The organism is Streptosporangium longisporum (assembly GCF_039534895.1).
Classification (GTDB): domain Bacteria; phylum Actinomycetota; class Actinomycetes; order Streptosporangiales; family Streptosporangiaceae; genus Streptosporangium; species Streptosporangium longisporum.
In genome coordinates this window covers 284,552-307,408 of the sequence record NZ_BAAAWD010000014.1, presented here as the reverse complement: position 1 = coordinate 307,408, position 22,857 = coordinate 284,552, and the positions used below count along the sequence as shown (strand labels likewise).

The 22,857-nt window shown below is 65.2% G+C and carries 16 protein-coding genes and 1 pseudogene; 4 read left to right on the top strand and 13 right to left on the bottom strand.

The window, feature by feature from the left end; translation table 11 throughout:
- Nucleotides 1-348 precede the first annotated feature (348 nt).
- From ABD832_RS24745 to ABD832_RS24700, 10 genes are all read right to left on the bottom strand, one after another.
- Nucleotides 349-1,689, bottom strand: a complete 1,341-nt coding sequence (locus ABD832_RS24745) for a DUF4407 domain-containing protein (RefSeq protein WP_344899423.1) — start codon at nucleotides 1,687-1,689, stop codon at nucleotides 349-351.
- Entirely contained in the window at nucleotides 1,682-2,806 is a 1,125-nt protein-coding gene (locus tag ABD832_RS24740; protein ID WP_344899421.1) for a hypothetical protein, read from the bottom strand. The genes ABD832_RS24745 and ABD832_RS24740 overlap by 8 nt, the downstream gene beginning before the upstream one ends.
- Nucleotides 2,803-4,836, bottom strand: a complete 2,034-nt coding sequence (locus tag ABD832_RS24735) for a hypothetical protein (protein ID WP_344899419.1) — start codon at nucleotides 4,834-4,836, stop codon at nucleotides 2,803-2,805. The genes ABD832_RS24740 and ABD832_RS24735 overlap by 4 nt, the downstream gene beginning before the upstream one ends.
- The gene (locus tag ABD832_RS24730; RefSeq protein WP_344899417.1) at nucleotides 4,820-5,746 is read right to left on the bottom strand and encodes a hypothetical protein; all 927 of its coding nucleotides are present in this window, start codon (nucleotides 5,744-5,746) and stop codon (nucleotides 4,820-4,822) included. The genes ABD832_RS24735 and ABD832_RS24730 overlap by 17 nt, the downstream gene beginning before the upstream one ends.
- A 105-nt stretch (nucleotides 5,747-5,851) precedes the next feature.
- Nucleotides 5,852-6,520 (bottom strand): Crp/Fnr family transcriptional regulator, encoded by a 669-nt coding sequence (locus tag ABD832_RS24725; RefSeq protein WP_344899415.1) that lies wholly within the window; start codon nucleotides 6,518-6,520, stop codon nucleotides 5,852-5,854.
- Between the two features lie 267 nt (nucleotides 6,521-6,787).
- The gene (locus ABD832_RS24720; RefSeq protein ID WP_344899413.1) at nucleotides 6,788-7,510 is read right to left on the bottom strand and encodes a hypothetical protein; all 723 of its coding nucleotides are present in this window, start codon (nucleotides 7,508-7,510) and stop codon (nucleotides 6,788-6,790) included.
- A 1,132-nt stretch (nucleotides 7,511-8,642) separates the two neighbouring features.
- Nucleotides 8,643-9,353: a hypothetical protein gene (locus tag ABD832_RS24715; protein WP_344899411.1), complete on the bottom strand. Its 711-nt coding sequence runs from the start codon at nucleotides 9,351-9,353 to the stop codon at nucleotides 8,643-8,645.
- 124 nt (nucleotides 9,354-9,477) lie between these two features.
- Nucleotides 9,478-10,649, bottom strand: a protein-coding gene (locus ABD832_RS24710; RefSeq protein ID WP_413224990.1) for an IS3 family transposase whose coding sequence is annotated in 2 segments (ribosomal slippage) — nucleotides 9,478-10,397 and nucleotides 10,397-10,649 — 1,173 coding nt in all. Because the reading frame shifts where the segments join, the coding sequence is not laid out codon by codon here.
- Between the two features lie 67 nt (nucleotides 10,650-10,716).
- On the bottom strand, nucleotides 10,717-11,604 hold the full coding sequence (locus ABD832_RS24705; protein ID WP_344895986.1) for an IS5 family transposase: 888 nt from the start codon (nucleotides 11,602-11,604) through the stop codon (nucleotides 10,717-10,719).
- A 223-nt stretch (nucleotides 11,605-11,827) separates the two neighbouring features.
- Nucleotides 11,828-12,547, bottom strand: a complete 720-nt coding sequence (locus ABD832_RS24700) for a winged helix-turn-helix transcriptional regulator (protein ID WP_344899409.1) — start codon at nucleotides 12,545-12,547, stop codon at nucleotides 11,828-11,830.
- Nucleotides 12,548-12,684: 137 nt separating this feature from the next.
- Here ABD832_RS24700 and ABD832_RS24695 point away from each other — a divergent pair, with 137 nt between their 5' ends.
- Together ABD832_RS24695 and ABD832_RS24690 are read left to right on the top strand one after the other, a co-directional pair.
- On the top strand, nucleotides 12,685-13,524 hold the full coding sequence (locus ABD832_RS24695) for a class I SAM-dependent methyltransferase (RefSeq protein ID WP_344899407.1): 840 nt from the start codon (nucleotides 12,685-12,687) through the stop codon (nucleotides 13,522-13,524).
- Between the two features lie 576 nt (nucleotides 13,525-14,100).
- On the top strand, nucleotides 14,101-16,404 hold the full coding sequence (locus ABD832_RS24690; RefSeq protein WP_344899405.1) for a polysaccharide lyase 8 family protein: 2,304 nt from the start codon (nucleotides 14,101-14,103) through the stop codon (nucleotides 16,402-16,404).
- A 481-nt stretch (nucleotides 16,405-16,885) separates the two neighbouring features.
- Here the strand turns inward: ABD832_RS24690 and ABD832_RS24685 are convergent, their stop codons facing one another.
- The gene (locus tag ABD832_RS24685) at nucleotides 16,886-18,106 is read right to left on the bottom strand and encodes a ligand-binding sensor domain-containing protein (protein WP_344899403.1); all 1,221 of its coding nucleotides are present in this window, start codon (nucleotides 18,104-18,106) and stop codon (nucleotides 16,886-16,888) included.
- A 98-nt stretch (nucleotides 18,107-18,204) separates the two neighbouring features.
- Here ABD832_RS24685 and ABD832_RS24680 point away from each other — a divergent pair, with 98 nt between their 5' ends.
- Nucleotides 18,205-18,549 carry a hypothetical protein gene (locus tag ABD832_RS24680; protein ID WP_344899401.1) on the top strand — a complete coding sequence of 115 codons (345 nt, stop codon included), beginning with the start codon at nucleotides 18,205-18,207 and terminating at the stop codon, nucleotides 18,547-18,549.
- Nucleotides 18,550-19,021: 472 nt separating this feature from the next.
- On the opposite strand, the pseudogene ABD832_RS24675 reads toward ABD832_RS24680, so the two are convergent.
- Nucleotides 19,022-20,025 (bottom strand): annotated as a pseudogene (locus tag ABD832_RS24675) (IS5 family transposase).
- 268 nt (nucleotides 20,026-20,293) lie between these two features.
- Here ABD832_RS24675 and ABD832_RS24670 point away from each other — a divergent pair.
- Nucleotides 20,294-21,181 carry an IS5 family transposase gene (locus tag ABD832_RS24670; protein WP_344895986.1) on the top strand — a complete coding sequence of 296 codons (888 nt, stop codon included), beginning with the start codon at nucleotides 20,294-20,296 and terminating at the stop codon, nucleotides 21,179-21,181.
- Between the two features lie 171 nt (nucleotides 21,182-21,352).
- On the opposite strand, the gene ABD832_RS24665 is transcribed toward ABD832_RS24670, so the two are convergent.
- Entirely contained in the window at nucleotides 21,353-22,207 is an 855-nt protein-coding gene (locus tag ABD832_RS24665) for an ankyrin repeat domain-containing protein (protein ID WP_344899399.1), read from the bottom strand.
- Nucleotides 22,208-22,857 lie beyond the last annotated feature (650 nt).

The following is a 22,857-nucleotide window of genomic DNA, read 5'->3' as shown; positions in this document are numbered from 1 at the left end:
GTTCAACCGCACAGCCTGCCGGTCGCCGTGATCATCCCCTTGGGCCAAGGCGTGCAACGTGGGTTCAAGAGGTCGTCGCGACACTGCTGTCCAACAGAAAGTGCAGACGATCGCTGACGGTCTCTGGTTCCGAATGCAGACCGACCTCCTCGATCGTCAGCGCCGGAACATCCGGATCGAGCTCACAAACGCCATCTTCGAGTACCCGGGAATCTGGCACAGACGCAGACGGTGTCACAATAACCTCGGCACGTCGGCCCCGATGAAGTTTGAAAGCATGGCTATTGTGGCATGACGACCTAGAAATAGGACTCTATTAGACCCGAGGCAGAACAGAGAGAATAAAGTTTAAGATCCTTGTTGGCGCACAGGCGTCGAGCCCATGAAAGTACGGGCGAGGCGGTCTATCTCGTCGTCCCTGGACGCCTCGTCCACGCGCTGATTGCGATCGATCCGGCCGCGTTCGGCTTTCAGTCGGCGCTCTTCCTCGCGCAGTCTGATCTCGTACTCACCGGTCCTCTGCCGGGTGGTGAAGTTCAGTTCGGCTTCATGGCAGGCTGAGCCCGTGCGCAACTCCTGAGTGAGAAGACGGTCATACTCGGTCTTGCCGTTCAGCATCTTTGAGATGATCGGCATGCAGTCGAGCAGCACGAAGATGATACGCAACAACCAGTGAGCGAAGCTGACCATGCCGCTCTGGCCTGCGATCGTGCCCAGGGCCTCCCACCGGTCAAGCAGCCCGATGTTGGTGTAAGCCTGCTTCTCCTTCTCGACGCGTTCTGTGATCTTCCTGCTAAGTACCGCCGCGCGTTCCGTCTCGGCCCTGGCGCGATCAGCCGCAAGAAGGCCGAGCTTCGCCTTCAGTTTTGCCACCTCCGCCTTCTGCTGGGAGATGTCATGGCCGGCGAGGAAGGTGTTCAGTTCGTTGTTTCGGGCTTTGCACTCGGGTCCGTTGCCGGGAATGCCGGTGGTCCGATTCGAGACCTTGACGCCGTAGCATTCTCGGTCGCGGCGGCCCTCCAGCCTCGCCTGCTCTTCCATGTCCGCTGCCAGCCGATCTTCCGCGGCTTGGAGGACACTCTGTCTCTGCGTCATATTGCCTTCGACGGCGAGTGCCTTGTCGCTGCCGTCGAGGATGAAACCGGTGCAGTCGACATCCGCAGGAGCCGCCGCTCTGAGGGGATTGCACTGCTTGTGCCGGCTCTCGATCAGGCTGATCGCCTGGTTGCGTTCCTCCATGATCTGCCGGTCGAGCCGTTCCTGAAAGATCTTGAGGGTCAGCGGCTCGGCGATGAAGACACCGATGACGACGGCGAGGGCGAGTCGGATGAGCAGGTTGCCCCAACGCGACCAGCCGTCGTTGTCACCGTTAAGGCTGGTGATCAGAAATCGGTCGATGTTGGCAATGATCAGCCCCCACAGCGCCGCCACCGGCAACAGATACAGCAGGGACGCTTGCGAAAGCAGTGTCAGCGCGCCCAGCATGGAGGTGCCCGCTATAAGCGCGGTGCTGACCACGACTCCGCCGAGACTGGTGTAGCGGGAGCGTTCCTGAGGAACACTTGCGAGGATTTTCTCGTCGACTCCGGTGAACCGGCGGAGGAACCTTCCGAGACTGGGCTTCTCCCGACGCCGGAAGGGCCGTCTGTACTGCTCGGCCGCCTTGGAACCGTGGAGGATGTCAACCACGGACATCCTCCTCCATGAAGAAATCGTCGTCGGTGTCGCCTGTCGTCACCTCGGCACGGGCCTCGTACGTGAGTCCTTCGAGGTCCTCCACCTCCGCCTCCGGCTCGACTTCGTCGAAGGTGGCAAGCAGTTCCTTGCCGGTCGTTTCGTTGAACAGACCCTGGGCGATCGCCGTCCGAACGACATCGGCCCGGGCACGGGCCTGAACGACCTGCAAGTCGTGCTCGAGCTGGATCCCACGCTGGATGGCGCTGTATTCCCGATCGCCCAGGGCGGCGTAACGTTCGGCGATCTGTTGGCCGCTGAGACCGCGAACAGTGACGTACAGACCGTCGGCGGCGCCTGGACCGCTGTTGAGAAGATCCCTGATCTTCATGGCCTCGGTGATCTGCTGATCCCGGTCCAGGGCCGCCTCCTGCCGGGTGAAGTCGTTCGCACTGTGACCCTTGACGTGCAGAAAATCCTGCTCATCGAGTTCGAAGTCACGATCGAGCTTGCGCCTCACGTCGCGGAGGCCGTGTTCGCCCTGGATGTTGTGCAGACTGGTTTCGTAGTGTCGCCGCCCCTGGGCGATCTCGTCGGGGGCGTACACGTGGAGGCCGGAGAACTCGGCCGTCATGCCGGGCAGCACGCACGGCACTACGGTGGTGTATGCCTTCACCTGGGCATGTACGAGCGTCCACAACTCGTGGACCTGGTGCAGCTCATAGCCACGGCCGAGTTCGAAGAGTTTGTGGTAGGCCTGAATGTAGGCGACCAGGTGTTCGGTGATGTCGGTCAGGCCAGCGCGCACCACCTCGATCGGTTCGTCGACCGTGCAGCGGAACTGGACCGCGACAGTGAAGTCGTGGGCGCCGGAGGAGTTGATCGGAACATTGATCGTGGTGAGATGATCCTTGGTCATGTCCACGACGCTGACGCTGGCGGCGTGCAGCACGTGCGCTTCGTCGCCGCGCAGTCGCCGGTCGCCCAGCACGAACGTGCCGTCGTACTCGAAGACAAGTCGCTGGTGCGGAAGCTGGCGGGGGAGGCTGGAGATCGGACGCCGAGGTTTGCTCAGGAACCCTTGCTTGGCGACAGGATCAAGGGGAATCTGACTGATCACGGGGTAGCTCATGGACGCTTTCCGATGGTGTCGAGGGACAGAACAGCCGGGCTCAGAAAGACCCGGAGCAGCGACAGGAGAATCTTCAGCCGGTTCTCGTCGGTGTTGCGGGAGATGGCGTAACGCCGCAGGTCATGGGCCAGTAGAGGCCGTTCCTTCGCGGGTAGCGCCTCCACGAGCGCTGCGAACAGGGCATGCACATGGTCGCGGTCATCGTCATCGCGTTCATCGAAGGCGCAGACGACGTCGTACAGGGCTACCAGCGCATCCTTGCGGTGAGGACGCTTGACGAGAACCGCAGACCAGAGTTTGGCGAGGGGGACGGTGGAGTCAGGGCAACTACGTAGATGAGCGGTGACTGTGGGGGCCCCGAGGCCATCCGCGCGAGCCGACAGGACACTCAAGATCGCCCGGATGAGCGGATCGACCGCACGGCCGATCCGTCTCTCGTTGCCGATCTGACGCGCCAGCCAGTCGAGCATCGGCAGAGCGTTGCCGGTGGCCTCGGTCAGCGCTGCGAACAGATGGGCGAGTGCAATCTCTGCATGCCGGACAGGCTTCTCGCTGCCTCTGATCTGTAACCAAAGCATCCGGACCGCCTCCAGCGGGAACCGGATGCCCAGTTCACCGGACCAGGCAAGGGTGGCGGTGAATTTGGGTCTGGCGGCGGACGCCTTCGTCCACGAGCTGACAGTACGCAACACCTCCGGACGGGTCGTCTCGTCCAGGCACAACCATGAGATGGCCATCGCCGCGGTGGCCTGGCTGCGCATGACGCCTCTTCCACGCGCCCACGGAGTGAGAAAAGTGCTTTCGACGTACGAGTAGTCCGAGACCGAGGCAAGAATCGCCACACCCCTGGCGATCTCCGCCTGTGCGCTCGAATCGCGTAGAGCGGCGCACTCATGGAGCCATTCGGTGACCGGCTCCCACAACCGCATGCCGTGTCGCTGGTACAGCTCCCGCATCACGTGCGTTCGATGACTTGCGACCCTGAACTCCAGCCTGCGCCCCGGCGACAGGCTGAAGAGTGAGCCCTCCGCCACGGGAAGCAGGCGGCGTCGGTTAGGCATGGGATCATCCGCCGAAACGGCAACCGCACTCTCGGCGCCGATACCGGCGATCGACTCCAGCCGGGCGAGCAGTGACTCAAAGCCGACCTCCGGGAGGCCGGCGGCGAAGGCCATGGCGGCCATCTCGAAGAGCTCCCCGCGAGTACGCGGACCGTCGAACCAGGCGACCACATCGCGTCGCCCGGCGGACTCCAGCCTGCCCAGCGCACTGTCCAGTGGAGTCCCCGAGGCCAGGTCGCGCGCCAGTGTCACCATGTCGGCCATGGCATAGTCGGTGGTGATCTGTGCGGCCACCTCGTCAGCGACCTCGGGTGCCACCCGATAAGCCAGCAGGACGTCGCGGATCGGTGGCGATTGCCAGAGAATTTGATCCCTTTCGGGCAGCGAGGATGCCGTCATCGTGATCACCAGGTAAGCCCCGGCGTCGCGCACGCGGCGCCTGATCTCCCGTACGTGAAAGTCAGCGACGCTTCCGTCGGTGTCGTCCTTGGGCCAGTCGCACAGCAAGTAGCCGTGAGCTCTCCGGTATTCGCGGGCGGCCAGCTTCTCCAGCGTGTAGGCCGGGCTGAGTTCCACCACCTCGTGCGGCCCCTGGACGAGGTCACGAAGCAGATTGAGCGCCGCCGTCCGGCGGCCGGTGCCGACACTGCCTATCAAGGCCACCATGTTGCAGCTGCACAGCTGTTCGGCCGCGGCCTTGTAGCTGTCACGGCGCACGTAGGAGGTGCAGGCCTCCGCCATTTCGTCGGCGGATACGGGTCCCGAGGTGCGGCGGGACTTGGTGCGGGAACCGGAGATGCCGAAGGAGGCTCCACCGATGTTGCCGTGGATGTGGTTGATGACGGTCTGGACCTGGGAGACTTGCGCGAAACTTTCGTCTGTCGCCTCGGCCTGATCGGTCAGGTCCACAGGCGTGGCTGCCTCGCCGATCAGGACGCCGTCGGGCGGCGAATCAGTTTCGGATACCAAAGTTGATCTCCTCGCCGGAAATGGGGGCGGTGATCAGGTTTACGGTCATCTGCTCGGCATTGAATTGCTGCGCGAACTGCTTCGCGGCGGGGTCGACCCGCACCAGCTTCTCCAGGGACTCCAGCAGGTCGTCACGCGACTCCGGGTCGCCCGGCTGGCCCTGCTCGGACCGAAACGCCTTGATCTTCGCGAGCAGTCTGCGGGCTCCATCGAGGCCGGTCTCGGTACCGTAGGCGCCGAGACGTTCGAGGGCGCCCCCGGCGATGAGGGCCCACAAGGTGTCGGCGACCTCGGGCAGGTTGTTCATGTCGAGAATTCCTTTCTGATCCAGGTCTTCGGAAGGAATCCACATCCAGGCGATTTCGGTGCGCTCCTTGGTCGGCACCTCCGACCGAGTGAACGACTCCGGCCGATACGAGGTGTGGAGCTGTCGGACGACGTCCTCATAGAGCCGATCGGTGAGAATGAGCACCAGGTCGGCGCGCGGGTTCATCTTCAGGGCGGTACGGGCGACCTTCGCGTCGAGCAACCGACAGGTGGTCACCACGACCTGGCCAATGAAGCCCATCGCACCGCGTTTCACGACGCCATGGCCGATCGCAATGCGTATCCGCAGGCGGGCGTCGTCTCGGCGTTCGCGGTTGTGGTCATGGAGTGCCTTGCGCACGCGGTGGACCAGGTCGTCGATGACCCGAAGTTCGGCCTCCCTTTCGGGGAGGATGCTGACCTCACCGTCGCCGGCTTCCTGGCGGGCCCAGGTTTCGCGGCGCAGGCCGGCTTCTCGTGCGCTACGGTCCATGACCTGGGCCAGGCCCGACTGGATCGAGTCGTGCCGTAGGTCGTCGCCGCGGCCGTATCCCTCCGCATCGACCGCCATGACCAGGCGGCGGCTGAAATCAGAATCGAGCATCACGTCACCTTGTAGTTGCAAGAAAGATCCATAAGAGTGGTGGGGGGATCGCCAGGTGATGGAGTCTGGCGAAGATCGCATCGCCCCAAGACGTACCAGTACGGTTTACCGATAGTTGGCCAGGCCGATCGGGTCGATGACGAGCTTCCTGCGATGACCGGGGTCGATCAGCTCAAGCTCCTTGAAACGTCGCATGGCCTTGAAGACGGCGTCTTTTCTGGCTCCAATGAGATTGGCGATCTCCTCGTGGGTGAGGTCCACGCCCAGATCCCGTTTTCCGTCTGCCCTGTCGACTCCATGCCGACCGGAAAGCTCCACGAGCACGTTCGCGACCCGTACGGGCACGCTGAACTGGGCGAAGTCGGTTCTTCTGCGATTGGCCCAGTCGAGCCGGTCGGCGATCATTCTCGCCAGTGCATTCCATGCTGCCGGATGGCGATCGAGGAAGTCGGTGAACGCCTCTGCACGGATGACGTGCACCAACAGCGGACTGCATGCGGTCACCATGGCCGACCTTGGCTCTCTACGCAGAGTTGCCAGTTCGCCGACCACGTCACCGCTGACGCGGATGCCTAATATGGCTGCTCCGCCTGATTCGAGGTAGGCCGTCACCTTTACGCACGCCGTGAGCCGCTGACCTGGCATGGACCTCAGCAGATAGACCTCGGATCTCTCGCGATCTCCTTGGTATATGAGTGGCTCGCCGGCCTGCCGAGGGGACGGCGGCACGAGAGCCAGAAGTTCCGCTCGCTCCTCTGGGCTGAGCCTTGCCATGAGGGTGCCAATGGGCCACCTGGTGGGAGTTTGATCATTTATCACGGATTAAGCGCCTTGAGTCATCGATGTGAAGCTGTTAGAAGCTACACCCTGGAATATGTGAGGGCCAGGTTTTAGATGGTTATCAGTGTGGATATATGGTCGCTTGTCCGACTTATCCCAAAGGTGTATTTAAATTTTCGTGAGAGTGGAACAATGTTCCTGTGGTTGACGCTTCCTGGTGGAACGATGGCACCTTTCGCAACTTATGTACCTATAAAGTTGTTAATTAGGTTTTCTGTGGCATGTGTACTTGTCCGATACTGTGTCGATCACCGGTCTAGGGTTGTCGGCGCTACGGATCGATGTGGGCCAGGCGTGGGTCGGGGAAGAAGGTCCGGACGATGCCGGGACGCTTTCACGGTCGGAGCGTGCTGTGGTGCATGGCGACTGTCGGCCCGGGGTCTTCTTGATCCGCAGCGTCTCGGTACCGCTCTCCCGTGCGTGGCGTTCCCATCGGGACGCCCATTCACGGTTCACGCCCAGCGTCTCGGTCACCCGATCTGGCGACATGCTCCGCTCCGGTGACCGGATGGCGAAGACCTTCTCCTCGAACGCTGCTCTGCGACCTTTCCGAGCCACTCTCCTAGCCTGCCTTCGACGGAACGTGGTCTTCCATCGGGTGAGCACGACTGCGGTGCCGGCTTCGGCTTTGCTGCTGACCCGAGCGATGATCAGGCAGATTTCGGCGGACAGTGACACCTTGCCTGATAGACGCCGATCCCGTTGACCGGCAGGTTTCCCTTTCTTGGCCGGAGTGACGGAGGTATTGATGAACGGCACGGTCGGCTGGCGGCGATCATCAGGTGACTCCTCTGGGAACGACGCTGTGTTCAAGACGCTTCGTCTCTGCGTACGGAAAGCTGTTGGTAAGTCGGGGTCTTCGTAGAGGATCGACTGGTGATCGCCATAGGGGTCATGCGAGACGCGCTCGTAGAACAAGGTCATCGCGTGTTCCCTGCCGGAGGTAAGCGTGCGCTACAAGTAAAGCGTAGCGTGAACTAAGTGCACAAGGGATACCCTTGTGTCTGTGGATCCGTGCCGTGTTCGCTGGTGTGCGGTATGCGATCCTTCCGACACCGATCGGCAAGATCGAGTTTGGCGTTGCCGATGAGGCGATGAGCGCGGATCCACTGAGGCCTCCCGATCCTCGAACAGGTCGAGGCGTCGTGTTGCGCGATCGGCTTGACAGCGGGGGCATAGGCCAGGTGTTTTACGGCATGACATCGGATTCCGAGTCAGTGGTGTTGAAGGTCATTCGGAGGAGTTCTTCGACAAGACCGAGGTGCGTGAGCGGTTCCCCTGGAAGATGGGCGTGATGCGAACACCTCAGGGTCCGTACGTCGTGGTTCCGGTGAACACCGCTGAGGAAGCCGCTGACAAGCCGTGGCTTGCGGCCGCCACGTTCACGGTTTGAACCGGCGCAAGGTCGTCTTCGCCGCCGCGGTTGGTGACGTCCTCACGCGCACTGAGGGCGGCGTCCGTTCTTCACGCGTACGCGCCGGGGCTCAACCCCGACGAGTGGTGCGACCAGATATCAAGGCCCGGGTGACAGGATGACGGGGTGACGGGGTGGCGTTCTTTGCTGAAACCGCTCGAGGGCAGGCCATGCGAGTACAAAAGCAGCAGCACCTTCTTGATCGGTAAGGTCTCGCGCATCCAGGATGTGTGCGGGCGGCGATCCGGTCGTGTAGGCAACCAGGTTTGGCCTCGGCGACCCACAATGGCAGTCCACTGGGTGCCGACAGTGCCTGCAGGTCGTCGGCGTGAGTGTGAGTCTTGCCGGAGCGTCGGGTATCGGTGAATTCGTCCTTGCGCTGAGTGCCTGCTCGGTGCAGCGGTCGGTGGGGATCAGCGTGCCGTTCGGAATTACATACGCCAATCCCTCGGCGTGAGCGTGGGCGAGACCGTCGAGGAGATGTGGTACTTGAGCCGCAACGACTTGGACTGTTCCACCTGCTGACTACGAACGCATGCGGGCGATGCACGCCCGGACCGACCGAAGTGTCCAGCCGGGCACACGCGCCACTCAATAGATTGATCATGTCGGTCGACGACCACTACATAATTTTCGAAGGCCCTACGTCACCGCGTCGGGTGGTTCAGGGAGATCGTTAAGAGGAGTGAAGGCGGCATTGGTGCCGTTCACGGTGACCGCGTATACGTGGCGTGGCGGATCTATGCTCCCCGGCCCCACGATCCACAGATAGGCGGGTGAAAGACCAAGGACATACTCGACTTCCTTTGCCGCCGCCTGCGGCAAGGCGGTCAGCTGGCCGTGTTCCTCGATCTCCCTTACCAGGCGTGCGGTCTGCATAGCGCTGGCTTTGGCTTCCATCTTCAGGTGGATGTCGCCCGAGTGGCTGTAGAACTCGGCATCGGTCTCGTAACTCTGCCCCTGTTTTTTCGAGATCAGGTCTCGTGAAAAGGACCGATACAGGGAGAAGGAGCTATGGATCTTGCTGTACCCGTAATGCTCGATGGCCAGAGCATAGGCCGCTATGTGCGGGATGTATTCACGATTGAGCCACGCGGTGTCACCCGTGGGCTTGGAGAACAGGTGGCGTGGTTTTCCTGCCGGTGTATCAAAGTGATCAGGGCCGGTCTCTCCCCGTTTCTTGAGGCGAAAGCAGCCCGGTGGGCACCCGCCGAAGTTGATGATCCCTGCGGTAACGGCCCCGAGAAACCATGTGCACTCATCGTGATCGAGCGGAGTTCGGATGGGTGCGGGACGGCCGCCCGGCGCAAGAGACTCGATGAGTTGCGTGGCCGCTAAAAGTGGGTTTTCCATGAAGGCATGGTGACTGACATGTCCCCACAGGGCAGGCCCATCGCATCATTTGCCGCGACGATGGCGTGGAGCCGTCGCCTTGAGGGGCCACGGCGATTCCGGACAGCCGTCTTATGGGCGTAGCCTATGCGGCTGCTGGGGTTGAAAGGGACTCGTTGAGTACTTCCAGGGGCGGCCGGTAGCCGAGCGCCGAATGCAGGCGCCGGCGGTTGTAGAACCCTTCGATGTAGCGGATGACCTGCCGTCTTGCCTTGGCCCGGGTGGTGAAGACGAAGCGGTGCAGCCATTCGTTCTTGAGCGCGGCAAAGAACGACTCGGCCATCGCGTTGTCGTAGCAGACCCCGGTGCGGCCGACCGAGCGGCGGATGTCCAACCCGGCCAGGAAACGGCCGAACTCGTTGCTGGTGTAGTTCGAGCCGCGATCGGCGTGGAATATGGCTCCGGGCTGGAGCAGGCCGGTGCCGGCGGCCATCTGGATCGCGGCCTTGATCAGGTCGGTGCGGTAGTGGTCGGCCATCGCCCAGCCTAGGACCGCTTTGCTGTGGCAGTCGATCACGGTGGCCAGATACAAAAAGCCCTCCCAGGTGCGGATATAGGTGATGTCGCCGACCAGCTTGGTGCCCGGCCGGGTTGCGGTGAAGTCGCGGCCGAGTAGGTCGGGGATGCCGCGAAAGTCGCCCTGAACGGTGGTGGTGGGCCGAAACGCCCGCACCTGGGCCGGGACCAGGCCCTGGGTGCGCATCAACGCGCGGACCAGTTCGGCCGAGCAGTGCTCGCCCCGGCGCAGCAGGGCGGCGTGGACCCGCCGGTAGCCATAGGTTTCGTGCGAGTCGGCGAAGACCTCGGCGGCCAGCTGGGTGAGCAACGCGCGGCGTTGCGCGGTGGCCGAGGCCGGCCGCTCGCGCCATTCGTAGTAGCCCGAGCGGGACACGTTCAGCCAGGTGCACATCCGGGCGATGGCGTGGTGGGCCTTCTCCGCATCGATCAGCTCGTACTTGGCGAGCGTCATCGACTCTCGGCCGCGAAGAAGGCGGCTGCTTTTTTCAAGAACGCCAGCTTCTCTCGCAGCTCGGCGTTCTCTCGCTCCAGCTCCCGGATCCGGGCCCGCTCCGGCCCGGAGACCGGCTGCTCATCTGGGCCGTGCACAACCCGATGCCGAGTCACCCAACTGCCCAAGGTGCTGGCGTTGATGCCGAACTCCCGGGCCACCGCCGCGACTGTGCGATCACCCTCCAGCACCATACGGACGGCTTCTTCCTTGAACTCGGGTGAGAACTGCCTGCGACGTCTCGTCACGTGCCTACCTCTTCCAGACTTCTGTCAGCTTATGCAGCCGACTGTCCGGAATCTGCTAGAGCCTGTTTCAAAGGCAGGTGAGCCAGTCGTTGATGGCGGCGATATGGATGGTGGCCTGGTAACGGACGGCGAGCTTGTCGTATCTGGTGGCGAGAGCGCGGTGGCGCTTGAGCCGGTTGATACCGCGCTCCACGGTGTTGCGATCGCGGTAGTCGATCCGGTCGAAGGCCGGAGGCCGACCGCCTCGGCTGCCGCGTCGTAGCCGTCCTTGAACCCGGTCGGCCGGTTCGGGAATCGTGGCGCGGATACCGCGCCGGCGCAGGTGAGAGCGGATGGCTTGGGAGGAGTAGGCCTTGTCCGCCCGTACCCGGTCCGGACGGGTCCGCGGCCGTCCCGGCCCTACTCTGGGCACCTTGATGGCGGCCATGACCGCCTCGAACTGCGGTGCATCTCCGCGCTGGCCGGCGGTCAGGACCAGCGACAACAGTTTCTGGCCCTGCTCGCACGCCAGGTGCAGCTTGGTCGACAGGCCACCGCGAGAGCGGCCCAGCGCGTGATCGCCGGGTTCGGTCTCCACCCCGCCGGGCGGCTCGGCCTGCCGGTCTGCTGTCCTTGATGCCCCGGCCGCGTGCTGGTGGGCTCGGCAGATCGTGGAATCGACTCCCACCTGCCAGCCGATCAGCCCTTGGGCATCGCCGGCGGCCTGCAGGCCGCACACGATCTGCCGCCAGGTACCTGAGCGCTGCCACCGGCGAAACAAGGAGTACACCGCCTGCCAGGAGCCATAGCATTCGGGCACGTCCCGCCACGGTGCTCCGACCCGTACCCGCCACCGGATCCCGTCGATCAGCTGTCGTTTGGTCCACCGCGAGGGCCGCCCCGGCCTCTTGGCCGCCGGCAGCAGCGGTTCCAAGGCCGCCCATTGCGCATCGGTCAGATCGAACCGCCGCGTCACCGCTAGGGTGGTCACGAGATCTCCGGTGTTCAGGTTCTTCTTGGTCGTTGAACCCTCTACCGGAGATCTCTTTATTTAGCGATCGTTACACACCGCTACATACCGGACTTCGAGACAGGCCTTAGGCGCCTCACCTTGTCATCGGCGGCCTCGCCGGTGCAGGTAGCGTCAAGACGATTGCGTGCATGTTCCGTGACCGCTGACATGCCGACATACAGCGGTCCTACGGTGGCATCGAGCCGTCTGCGGTCGCCGAGGGGCGAAAAGCTAAGGGCCGGGGCACGGAGGCCCAGTCGGGAAGTGCGAACCACAGAGGCACGGCGCGGCGTAGCGCTTCGGGGCCCTGCACCTCGACCGCGTGGGCACGCAGCGCGTCCGGCCAGCTCAGGTCGCCGCGCCAGACCTCGACCATGCTGCGCAGGCCGGCGGTCACCGTCACGGTCACGGCGTGACCGGGGTCGGTGTCGCAGACGTCGACCTCGCCACGTGTGATCACGAGCCACCAGTGGCGGCTGCCGGGTGGCACGTCCGGGAACCGGAACTCGACGACCGTCCGCCCGTCCGGAACGGCGGTCCGGTCGACGTTGCGGTGCATGTCCCACAGCAGCAGCTTCGGGTCCAGGTCCTCGTCGCCCAGCTCTCCGATCCAGCGGACGCCCCAGGCGGCGAGCGCCTCGATCACCGGTCGCAGCTCGTGGCCGGCCTGGGTCAGCACGTATCGCACGTCGTTGTCCTCGACGCGCCTCTCCACGATGCCGGCATGGGTGAGCCGGTGCAGGCGCCGGGACAGCAACGTGGGGGACATGCGCGGCAGACCGCGACGCAGTTCGTTGAAACGCTCGGTCCCGCACACCAGTTCCCGGATGACGAGCAGCGTCCAGCGTTCGTCGAGCAGTTCCACGGCCTTGGCGACCGGGCAGAACTGGTGATAGGAGGAGCCCACGCTCCGCAGTCTAAAGTCAGCCGCCGCGAACGTCGGCGACAACCGGCCGGGTGCCGGTACAGATCGTGTACTGGATGGCGGATCCGTCCCTCCCTACCGTCGATCCCAGTCCACCGCGACGATGAGGGAGAAGCACGATGAACGTACCGGGCGAGGCGTCAGAGGCCGGCCGTGCGCTGAAGGCCAGGCACCGCGCCATGTGGGCGTTGGGCGACTACCCCGCGGTCGCCGCCGAGATCATCCCCGAGCTGGGTGCGATCCTGGTCGAGGCGTGCGGGGTGGGACGCGGGGACAGGGTTCTGGACGTGGCCGCCGGGTCGGGCAACGCCGCCATTCCCGCGGCGCTGGCCGGGGCGAGCGTGGTGGCCGGCGACCTGACCCCGGAACTGCTGGAGGCGGGACGGGCCCTGGCCGCGCGGCGCGGCGCGGAGGTCGAGTGGCGACAGGACGACGCGGAGGCCCTGCCGTACGCCGACGGCGAGTTCGACACGGTCATGTCCTGTCTCGGGGTCATGTTCGCCCCCCACCACCGGGCCGCCGCCGGCGAACTGGTCCGGGTCTGCCGTCCGGGCGGCACGATCGGCCTGCTCAGCTGGACGCCGGAGGGGTTCGTCGGACAGATGTTCGCGACGATGAAGCCGTACGCGCCCCCGCCTCCGCCCGGCGCGCAACCCCCTCCGCTGTGGGGCAGCGAGGATCACGTCCGCACGCTGCTCGGGGACGCGGTCACCGATGTCGTCGCACGCCGTCAGACGGTCACGGTCGACCGGTTCACTCACCCGGGCGCGTTCCTCGACTACTTCAAGGCCAACTACGGCCCGACCGTCGCCGTCTACCGGGGGATGGCAGGGGACCCCGACCGGGTCGCCGCCCTGGACCACGCCCTCACCGAACTGGCCCGCCGCCACCTGCACGGTGAGGGAGGAACGGTGATGGAGTGGGAGTACCTCCTCCTCACGGCACGCAAGCGCGACTGACGACGAGAATCGTCGGCGGCGGCCCACCCCGAGGGGCCACCGTGATCCCGGACGGTCCCGTTCCCGGCCGCGGCCAGAGCCCCGGCGTTTTCCGGAGCATGACTTGGCGTTCGCCCACCGGGCACGGTGGGCCGGCCCCACCCGCTATGACAGCACTCCTGAGAGCTGTCCCGCCGGTCGCCGGTTTCGCCCAGCGATGATCCGGCGTAAGACCTCTCCCGGACCGTCTCTCGACCACAACCTGATCCGTACCCCAGGAGTCGCGCAGAGGACCACAAAGCGTACAATCGGTCGGACCTTACCTGACGTTTCTTCGGGTCCTCCGGAATGGCTACGGAGCGACTTCCACCGCTTTTGAGGCTCTTTGTTCGGTCAGGTAAGCGGGCAGCTCGGGATGCTCCGGCCGGTGAGACACCATCGGCTGATCGGTCCGGTTTGTCACCGCCCGAGCCGGGTACCGCGCGTTCCCGGCGACGTTCGTACACCCACTCGCCGTCAGAAGAGCCGGATGATCCACCTGCATGCCGACTTATGATCTTTTCGTCTGATACCTGCCCTGTTGCCGGAAGAAGCTTTATGACCCACCCCCTCAGCCGGCGGTCCGCCCTGCTGAGCGCCGCGGCAGTGGCCGGTCTCGCCCTGTGGGAGAGACCGGCCGAGGCGGCCGGCGCCACCACGTTCGACGCCGCGCGCGAGCGGTGGGTGAGCCTGCTGGCCGGAGGGTCGTACGACTCCGTTCATACCGACAGGACGTACACCGACAGGGCACGGATGCTCGAGGGGTCGGCCAACGCGGTGCTGCGCAAGCTGAGGCCCGCCGCCGATCGCCCGAGCCTGTGGCCGGACCTGTCGCTGTCGGACCCCCGGACGGGCAACTTCAACCGCTCCTACAACCGCATGCGCACCCTGGCGCTGGCCTGGGCCACGCCGGGCACCGCCATGCACCACGACGGCCAGGTCGCCCGGACCGCTGTCAATGCGTTGGACTTCCTCTACGAGCACGCGTACCACGAAGGGCTCGACCGGCGGGGCAGCAACTGGTTCTGGTGGGAGATCGGCGTCCCCCGCGCGCTGACCGACACCTGCGCCCTGCTGTACGACGGCCTGCCCCCGGACCGCATCGAACGCTGGCTGCGCCCCCTGCGCCGTTGGTGCCCCGACCCGGAGCGCCGCGTCAGCCACCCCGGCGTCGTCGAGACCGGCGCCAACCGTGCGGGCAAGGCCATGGCGGTGGCGATGCGCGGGCTGCTCACCCACGACGCCCGCCTCGTCAAGCGGGCCAGGAACGCCGTCTCCGACCTTCTACGGCCGACGAGGGGCCCGGGCGACGGCTTCTACCGTGACGGATCGTTCATCCAGCACGACGTGTACCCCTACACCGGCAGCTACGGTGTGGACTACCTGGAGAGCGTGGCCAAGCTGATCGCCATGCTCTCCGGGTCACCGTGGGAGATCACCGGAATCGACAACGTCTACGACCTCGTGGATCGCTCGTTCGTGCCCTTCGTCTTCGACGGGCTGATGATGGACTGCGTACGCGGCCGGCAGATCTCGGTGCAGGGCCACCGTGACCACCACTCGGGACAGAAGGCGGTCGAGGCCGTCCTCACCCTGCTGGAGACGGCACCCGAGCGCCACGCCCGGCGCTGGCGACCGCTGGTCAAAGGCTGGCTCACCCGCAACCAGGCCACCCCCTACGGCACGCTCGCACCGCCGGCGAGCATCGCGAGGGCCACCGCCCTGCTGGCCGACCCGTCGGTGCCCGTCGGCCCGCGCACGACGGGCACGTACGTCTTCGCCGACATGGACCGGGTCGTGCACCGCCGCCCCACCTGGGCGTACGCGATCGCAATGAGCTCGCGGCGCATCGGCGCCGCCGAGGCCATCAACCGGGAGAACCTGCACGGCTGGTACACCGGCGACGGCATGACCTACCTCTACACCGGCGACCTCACCCACTGGAACGACGACCTGTGGCCCACGATCGACCCGTACCGGCTGCCGGGCACGACGGTCGACACCCGCAGGCGCGCCGATCTCCCGCACGACCACCGTCGTCTGCCTCCCACCCCGTGGGCGGGCGGCGTGGCGCTCGACGGCGAGTACGGCGTGGCCGCCATGAGACTCATCGCCGGCGGCTCCTCGCTGCGGGCCAGGAAGGCGTGGTTCCTGCTCGACGACGCGGTGATCGCCCTCGGCGCCGGCATCACCGCCTCCGACGGCCGCCGTATCGAGACCGTCGTGGAGAACCGCAACACCCACGACCGGCATCCGCCGCTGACCCGGGGCGACGGATGGATCCACCTGGACGGTGTGGCCGGCTACGCGCTGCTCGACGGCGCCGACGCGAAGGTGATCCGCAAGAAGCGCACCGGCCGCTGGCGGGACATCGACAAGGGTGCCACCACCGGAGGGGACACGTCTCCCGTCACCAGGCACTACACGACGATCCTCATCGACCACGGCGTCGACCCCCGCAAGGCGCGCTACGCCTACGCCGTACTGCCCGATGCCTCCGTCACGCAGATGGAGGCCTACGACGGGCGGATCGAGATCCTCGCCAACTCCGCGGCGGTGCAGGCCATCTCACGCGACGGCATGACCGCCGCCGTCTTCTGGCGCGCGGGAACCGTCGAGACCCCCGACGGCCCGCTCACCGTCGACGGCCCCTGCACCCTGCTGGTCCACCACGCAGACAAGCGGGTACGGCTCGCGCTCTCCGACCCGTCCAGGACCGCCGACGAGGTGAAGATCACACTGCCCTGGCCGGTGAGATCGATCGAGAAAAGCGACCGCAGCGTGCGCAGGGCCAAGACCGCGCTCAAGGTGGAGGTGAGGGGCAGCCGCGGACACGCCCACACCGCGGAGGTGCGCGTCTGAGTGTGAGATGTTCGAAGCGGATGAGGTACGGGATCGACGAGCGAGTCGCGTACGGGATCACGACGAAGAGCACCCTGATGAGCTTCCGAGGACTTCTTCCGTGACCACCACCATGGCTGTCGTCGGCCGTCGCGCCGTCCGCGTGTGAGACCGGGGCGCGCCCCTCGCTTCCGGTGCCGCCGAAGCGCTCGTGACGGGACCCTCGGCTCTCCACCTCTGCACGGATTCGGTTCCGGAGTATCGCCGTCGGTGTCCAAGCTTTTGCATCGCACGCGTCAAGACGGACGCGGGCCCAGAGGATCATGCAGCATCGGGAAGGGGCAGTGGCCAACGATCGCTGACAGTCGTGCGGCCCCGGACACGCCAAGAAGCCCTTGACCAGGGTTTCTGCTGGTCAAGGGCGCTTTTCTGCCGGTCGGATCCGGTGCCCAGCGAGAGACATGGTGGCAAGCCGTCGGGGTTGGGTACGTGGGAGCACTGTCTACGGGTCCATTTTCCAGATGATGCCGTTTGAGAACGGCATCTTCTCGTCCTCGGTCCCGTCCTGGCCGACGGCCCATACCGTCGCCGCCCCGGGACGCCGGGCGAGCTGTGCCACCGTCCGGCCGCCCAAGGGTCCACGGGTGATCGGGTGATTTTCCCACTCCCCACCGGTGAAGTGGGTCAGGTTACGGGAGGCGTTCGCCCAGAGGCCGCCGGCGCCGTCAGAGACGATGCTTCCGATGGAGGATTCTTCGGGCATGACCTTGACCGTCCATCGGAAGCCGTCCCATTTCATCAGCACCGGTCTGGTGCACGTCATCTCCTCTTCACCGCAGATCCAGTACATCGAGCTGAGCACCCACACCTCCCCTTGGTCGCCGACGGCAATGTCGAGCACGCGCGTCTCACCTTGGTCCTTGTACACGCGAGGAATGGGCGGCCGGGGAACCGACCTCCATTCACGGCCGGTCCATCGGGCAAGCGCGGGATGGCCGTCTTTTTCTCCCGCGATCCACAGGGTGCCGGATCCCGTTCCTTCCAAGGCGCCGATGTGCAAGGGCGGTCGCCGTGCCTGCCAGCGCTCGCCATCCCAGTGCTGGAGCATGTCGTAGGTGCCCGTCCAGACATCGTCGCGGGCGAACGCGGCGACGCCCGCGAACTGCGTGTCCTCGATCTGGAACTCGGAGGCGGTCCACGCGGTCCCGTCCCAGTGCGTCACGCAGCCGCGCCCGCCACCGTTCGCGGAGGGGTCCATGCAGATGCCGAACACCCAGATGTGGCCATCGGAGGTGGCGGTGACGTGCCGCGGCTCCACCACCCGCTCAGGCGCCGGCATCTCCTGCCAGCTCGTGCCGTCCCACCGCAACACGAACGAACTCCAGCGGAGCGACCCGCAAGGCTCGTGCGGCCCATCGGGGCGGTTCGGGGCGGGGAACTGCCGCTGTCCGACCGCGTACGCGGTGCCGTCGCGCAGCGCTACCACGCTGGAGAATCCGTCACTGTAGGGATAGGCGTTGTAGTGAACCAGCCGCACATCACCTCCGAACGGCAGCGGCGGCGGCGTGGGGGCCAGGGTGGAACCCTGAAAGAGCGAACAGCTGCGTTCCGGCGTAGGCTTGGACTTGGACTTGGACTGGGCGAGATTCTTACTGTCCGCAGCCGAGCACCCGGTCAGCAGGAGAAATGCGGCCAGGATCGAGCACATTGTTCGTGAGCCCATGCGAGTAGCTTGCCAGGCCCCGGGCTTCCAATTCTGGTTTCAGGAGGAAAGTAGTCAGTCGGTAGCCTTCAGGGTTTCACTGCGGCGGACTTCCTCAGTTGGCGAAACACACTCGTCTCGACGTCAAGGCGTCCGTACCTGAGTCCGCGACCGACCGGCACTACATCGTCTACCCGTGGGTCGCCGACTGCGCGGCTCTGTGCAAGGCCGACTGGAAGCCCTTGTGGACCAACGAGGCCGCGTTCGAGCAGCTGTTGCAACTGCGCGAGAAGAGGACGACCGTGGCCGGCAGGCGGTTGCCGGTCAAGGAGGCCAGGAGCGCCGCGGCCGGCGCCACCGCCGCCGTCATCGGCACCGCGGCGATTGTCCGCCAAGTGCGTAAAGAAACGGCGTCAGCAAAGGCCGGTGAGGATTCTGCTAGTGGACTACCACCATGGACTTGACCAGGCCCGTCATCACACCGGCAGTCCAATGAGCGGGTTTCTTGTGGCTTTCTACGGACTCTGCGAGCTGCGGCGTAACCACCCTCGCCGGGGTGCTCGCCGGCTGGTGTGAGAGCTGACCCGTCGTCCCTGTCCCGGTACGGTCTCGTCCCGTCCCGGGTAGCAGTGCATTGGGTGCTGATGCGTCATGGTCTGGTGCACCTCATTCCTCGGGGGCGGCGCGAGGATTACACGCGTTGGCAGCGCTCTGAGTCGATGCAGCTGTGGCAGGCTTGAGCTGCCCTGCAGATTCCGGACAGTCAGCTACATAAGCTGACAGAAGCCTGAAATCTGCAGGGTATCTCAAAATCACTCGACGGGCCGGTCATAGCGTTGACGTGCTCTTGAGGGTCTACGCCAAGTGCATCGAAGGACAGCACAGCCGCGCCAACAGCAAGATCGATGAAGCGCTAGGGCGTGTATCGAGTCGTGATCAAGTGGTGGTCCGGGTGAGGTGCTTGACCCAGATCATTGAGGCGCGCAGATGGAGGCCGGCGAGGTAGCTGCCTGGGGTCTTGTCGTATCGGGTGGCGACGCCTCGCCAGGCCTTGAGCTTGTTGATCAGGCGCTCGACGGTGTTCCTTTCCTTGTAGAGGTCGGCGTCGTGACTGACAGGCCGACCGCCTGCGGAGCCCTTCTTCTTCCGGTTGGCGGCCTGGTCTTTCTTCTCCGGGATCACTGCCTTGATGCCGCGTCTGCGCAGGTGAGCCCGATTGCCGCGGGAGGAGTAGGCCTTGTCGGCGGCGACCGCGTCCGGCCGGGTGCGGGGGCGGCCGACGGGCATGCGGATGCGTATCTTCCCCAGCACGGGGATGAACTGCGGGCTGTCCGCGGCCTGGCCTGCGGTCAGCACGAACGCCAGCGGGCGGCACTTGCGGTCGGCGGCCAGGTGAACCTTGCTGCTCTGCCCGCCCCTGGAGCGTCCCAGCAGGGCGGCCTTCAGCCGGAGTTTCCGCCGACGCCGGATACGTCGTCGCTCCTCCCGCTCGGGATCGATCTCGGCGTCCTGTCCGTCTTGTTCTTCGAGACCGCCCCTTTTGACCGGGCCCACTCCTCCTCGGCGGCTGCCTTCTCCAGGACGCCGAGAACGTCCTCGCCCAGGTGCATCCCGGCCGCGTCGTGGTGAGCACGCGCGGTGGTGGAGTCGACGCCGACCAGGGACAGGTCCACCGCACCCCGCTTGGCTGCCTCCGCGATCAGGCCCTCCAGCAGGGCCTCGAAGACGCCGGCGTCACGCCATTGCCGGAAGCGGTTGTGGACGGTCGACCAGGCACCGAACTCCTGCGGCATCTCCCGTCACTGTCCGCCGGTCCTGAACCGCCAGATCACCCCCTCGAACTGCTGCCGTAACCGCTCGGGATACGGGCCATACTCGCCGATCGGCAGGTACGGCCCGATTAACTCCCACTCCGCGTCCGTCAGTTGCACTCGCGTCACGCAACAAGATCTACCGGTCCAGATCTCATCACGAGGGCGAATCAACAGATTGATCACGACCCAATACGCGCCCTAGGAGAATGATCGACAATGCTGCTCCATGGGCCCGGGCTGTTCCGGGGCCTTCGTCGTTTTGGGGCGGCCTAAGGCCTGTCTCGAAGTCCGGTATGTAGCGGTGTGTAACGATCGCTAAATAAAGAGATCTCCGGTAGAGGGTTCAACGACCAAGAAGAACCTGAACACCGGAGATCTCGTGACCACCCTAGCGGTGACGCGGCGGTTCGATCTGACCGATGCGCAATGGGCGGCCTTGGAACCGCTGCTGCCGGCGGCCAAGAGGCCGGGGCGGCCCTCGCGGTGGACCAAACGACAGCTGATCGACGGGATCCGGTGGCGGGTACGGGTCGGAGCACCGTGGCGGGACGTGCCCGAATGCTATGGCTCCTGGCAGGCGGTGTACTCCTTGTTTCGCCGGTGGCAGCGCTCAGGTACCTGGCGGCAGATCGTGTGCGGCCTGCAGGCCGCCGGCGATGCCCAAGGGCTGATCGGCTGGCAGGTGGGAGTCGATTCCACGATCTGCCGAGCCCACCAGCACGCGGCCGGGGCATCAAGGACAGCAGACCGGCAGGCCGAGCCGCCCGGCGGGGTGGAGACCGAACCCGGCGATCACGCGCTGGGCCGCTCTCGCGGTGGCCTGTCGACCAAGCTGCACCTGGCGTGCGAGCAGGGCCAGAAACTGTTGTCGCTGGTCCTGACCGCCGGCCAGCGCGGAGATGCACCGCAGTTCGAGGCGGTCATGGCCGCCATCAAGGTGCCCAGAGTAGGGCCGGGACGGCCGCGGACCCGTCCGGACCGGGTACGGGCGGACAAGGCCTACTCCTCCCAAGCCATCCGCTCTCACCTGCGCCGGCGCGGTATCCGCGCCACGATTCCCGAACCGGCCGACCGGGTTCAAGGACGGCTACGACGCGGCAGCCGAGGCGGTCGGCCTCCGGCCTTCGACCGGATCGACTACCGCGATCGCAACACCGTGGAGCGCGGTATCAACCGGCTCAAGCGCCACCGCGCTCTCGCCACCAGATACGACAAGCTCGCCGTCCGTTACCAGGCCACCATCCATATCGCCGCCATCAACGACTGGCTCACCTGCCTTTGAAACAGGCTCTAGGCGACCACTTCAAGGACAACCCGCAGTGGCTAAGCGCGGCACGGCAGGATGTTCGGGAGAGCCAGGATTACAAGACCAACCGTGACACGAATAGGCGGATGGGTTCGCCATCCCTTGACCGGCTCCGCGAATTCTTCGCGTTCCACGGGAAACGTGAGGTCAGCGCCAGTAGTCGCGTTCCGGCAGACGCAGCCACACGTCGGGCGGCCCGGTGACTGCACGCGCGTCAGTCAACCGCAGGCCGGCGTAGGCACAGGAATAGGCGACCGCACGGTACCGGTAAAGGTAGGAGAACAGGACCTCCAGCGGCCCGTCCTCCTCCCAGGGAGTTCCGCCGGGATGCAGGTCCCAACCGACGATCTCACCGTCGCGAACGATGCTGCCCTGGTTGCCGCTCTTGGGGTTGGCGTACAGGCCGTAACAGACGGTACCTACGGACAAGCGCTTGCTGACGCCGGGCGTCTGCGGCATGTACCCCCATGGCTGGGTGACGACGCAGCCACCGGGTACGTCGGTAACGCCGACGAAGGCCATCGACTCCTCGCTGAAAGGGTCGATCTCGTTGAGGAACTCCTCGGGGTCGGCGATCTCGACTGTGGCTTCTAGCCGCCGCGTCGCCTCGGCCGCGTCGATCCCGGCCACACACGCCAGCCCTGTGCCGTCGTAATAGAGATCGCCCAGCGTCGCCCTCAGGCGCTCGGCCTCCGCTACCGCGGCGACTTCGTCATTCGACAGCCCGTTCATTCCGATGGGGCGGTCGAACAGGCCGGGCTCCGGGCCGGCCAGGCTGAGACGCCCGGGTGACCAGCCGCTCATCATCGGCCTCCACGGGTCAGCCCCCGCGGACACCAGGGCGCGGGCGTTGTCGTGGCGACCCTCGTACACAGCGACCCAGAGAGCGGTTCGTCCCTCGTACATGGCGTCGACATTCTCCATGCGACCGGCCAACTCCGCGACCTCCTCGGGTGAACCCTCCTCGGCCGCATCGTGCAACGACGACTCGTCTTCATACATGCTCTAACTCCCTTCAAAGGTGACTTGAAGGACACACCACGGCACCGACAAATGTCGCCGACGAAGATGCATTAGAAGCGGAGCGGATCAAGGTCCAGTTTCTTGAAGCTGCGTCCGGAGAAGGCGAGAGTCATGGTCGACCCGGGGAAACTCCTTCAAGATCGTCCCCCATGTGTCCCCCGATCATTGACCTATGGCTGCACGCGACGGCACCCGACTGCATGTGATCACTGGGGGAGCGCACGCTAAGCCCCTGGTCAAGGGGCTAACGGTTGGTCAAGATGGTGCCCCCGGCATGATTCGAACATGCGACACCCGCTTTAGGAGAGCGGCGGTCTCACAGTTGACTCGTGCGGCGTGAGCTGCGCGAACGTCTTGGACGGTCCGTGCCGTTAGGGAGATCATCCCGTGCATGTCCCGTACTCGCCGAGTCGGGTCATCGTCTCACCTGTTAGCAGGCAATCTGAAGCACAGGGCCCGTTAGATCAAGCACTAGAAGCAACGAAAGCATGACCCTCCACTTTTCAGGCGGAAAAGCAGGGCAGCCACAACGTCAAGCGCACATGTGAGCTGCTGGAGGTCTCCCGAGCCGCCTTCTACGCACGTCGCCGGGGCGCCCCTGGTTCTCGGGCGGTCATGATGGGCACCTG

Excerpts from the sequence above, each read along its gene's own strand:
- ABD832_RS24740 (WP_344899421.1), bottom strand. The coding sequence starts at position 2,806 with ATGAGCTACCCCGTGATCAGTCAGATTCCCCTTGATCCTGTCGCCAAG.
- ABD832_RS24730 (WP_344899417.1), bottom strand. The coding sequence starts at position 5,746 with ATGCTCGATTCTGATTTCAGCCGCCGCCTGGTCATGGCGGTCGATGCG.
- ABD832_RS24725 (WP_344899415.1), bottom strand. The coding sequence starts at position 6,520 with ATGGCAAGGCTCAGCCCAGAGGAGCGAGCGGAACTTCTGGCTCTCGTG.
- ABD832_RS24720 (WP_344899413.1), bottom strand. The coding sequence starts at position 7,510 with ATGACCTTGTTCTACGAGCGCGTCTCGCATGACCCCTATGGCGATCAC.
- ABD832_RS24715 (WP_344899411.1), bottom strand. The coding sequence starts at position 9,353 with ATGGAAAACCCACTTTTAGCGGCCACGCAACTCATCGAGTCTCTTGCG.
- ABD832_RS24695 (WP_344899407.1), top strand. The coding sequence starts at position 12,685 with ATGAACGTACCGGGCGAGGCGTCAGAGGCCGGCCGTGCGCTGAAGGCC.
- ABD832_RS24690 (WP_344899405.1), top strand. The coding sequence starts at position 14,101 with ATGACCCACCCCCTCAGCCGGCGGTCCGCCCTGCTGAGCGCCGCGGCA.
- ABD832_RS24685 (WP_344899403.1), bottom strand. The coding sequence starts at position 18,106 with ATGGGCTCACGAACAATGTGCTCGATCCTGGCCGCATTTCTCCTGCTG.
- ABD832_RS24665 (WP_344899399.1), bottom strand. The coding sequence starts at position 22,207 with ATGTATGAAGACGAGTCGTCGTTGCACGATGCGGCCGAGGAGGGTTCA.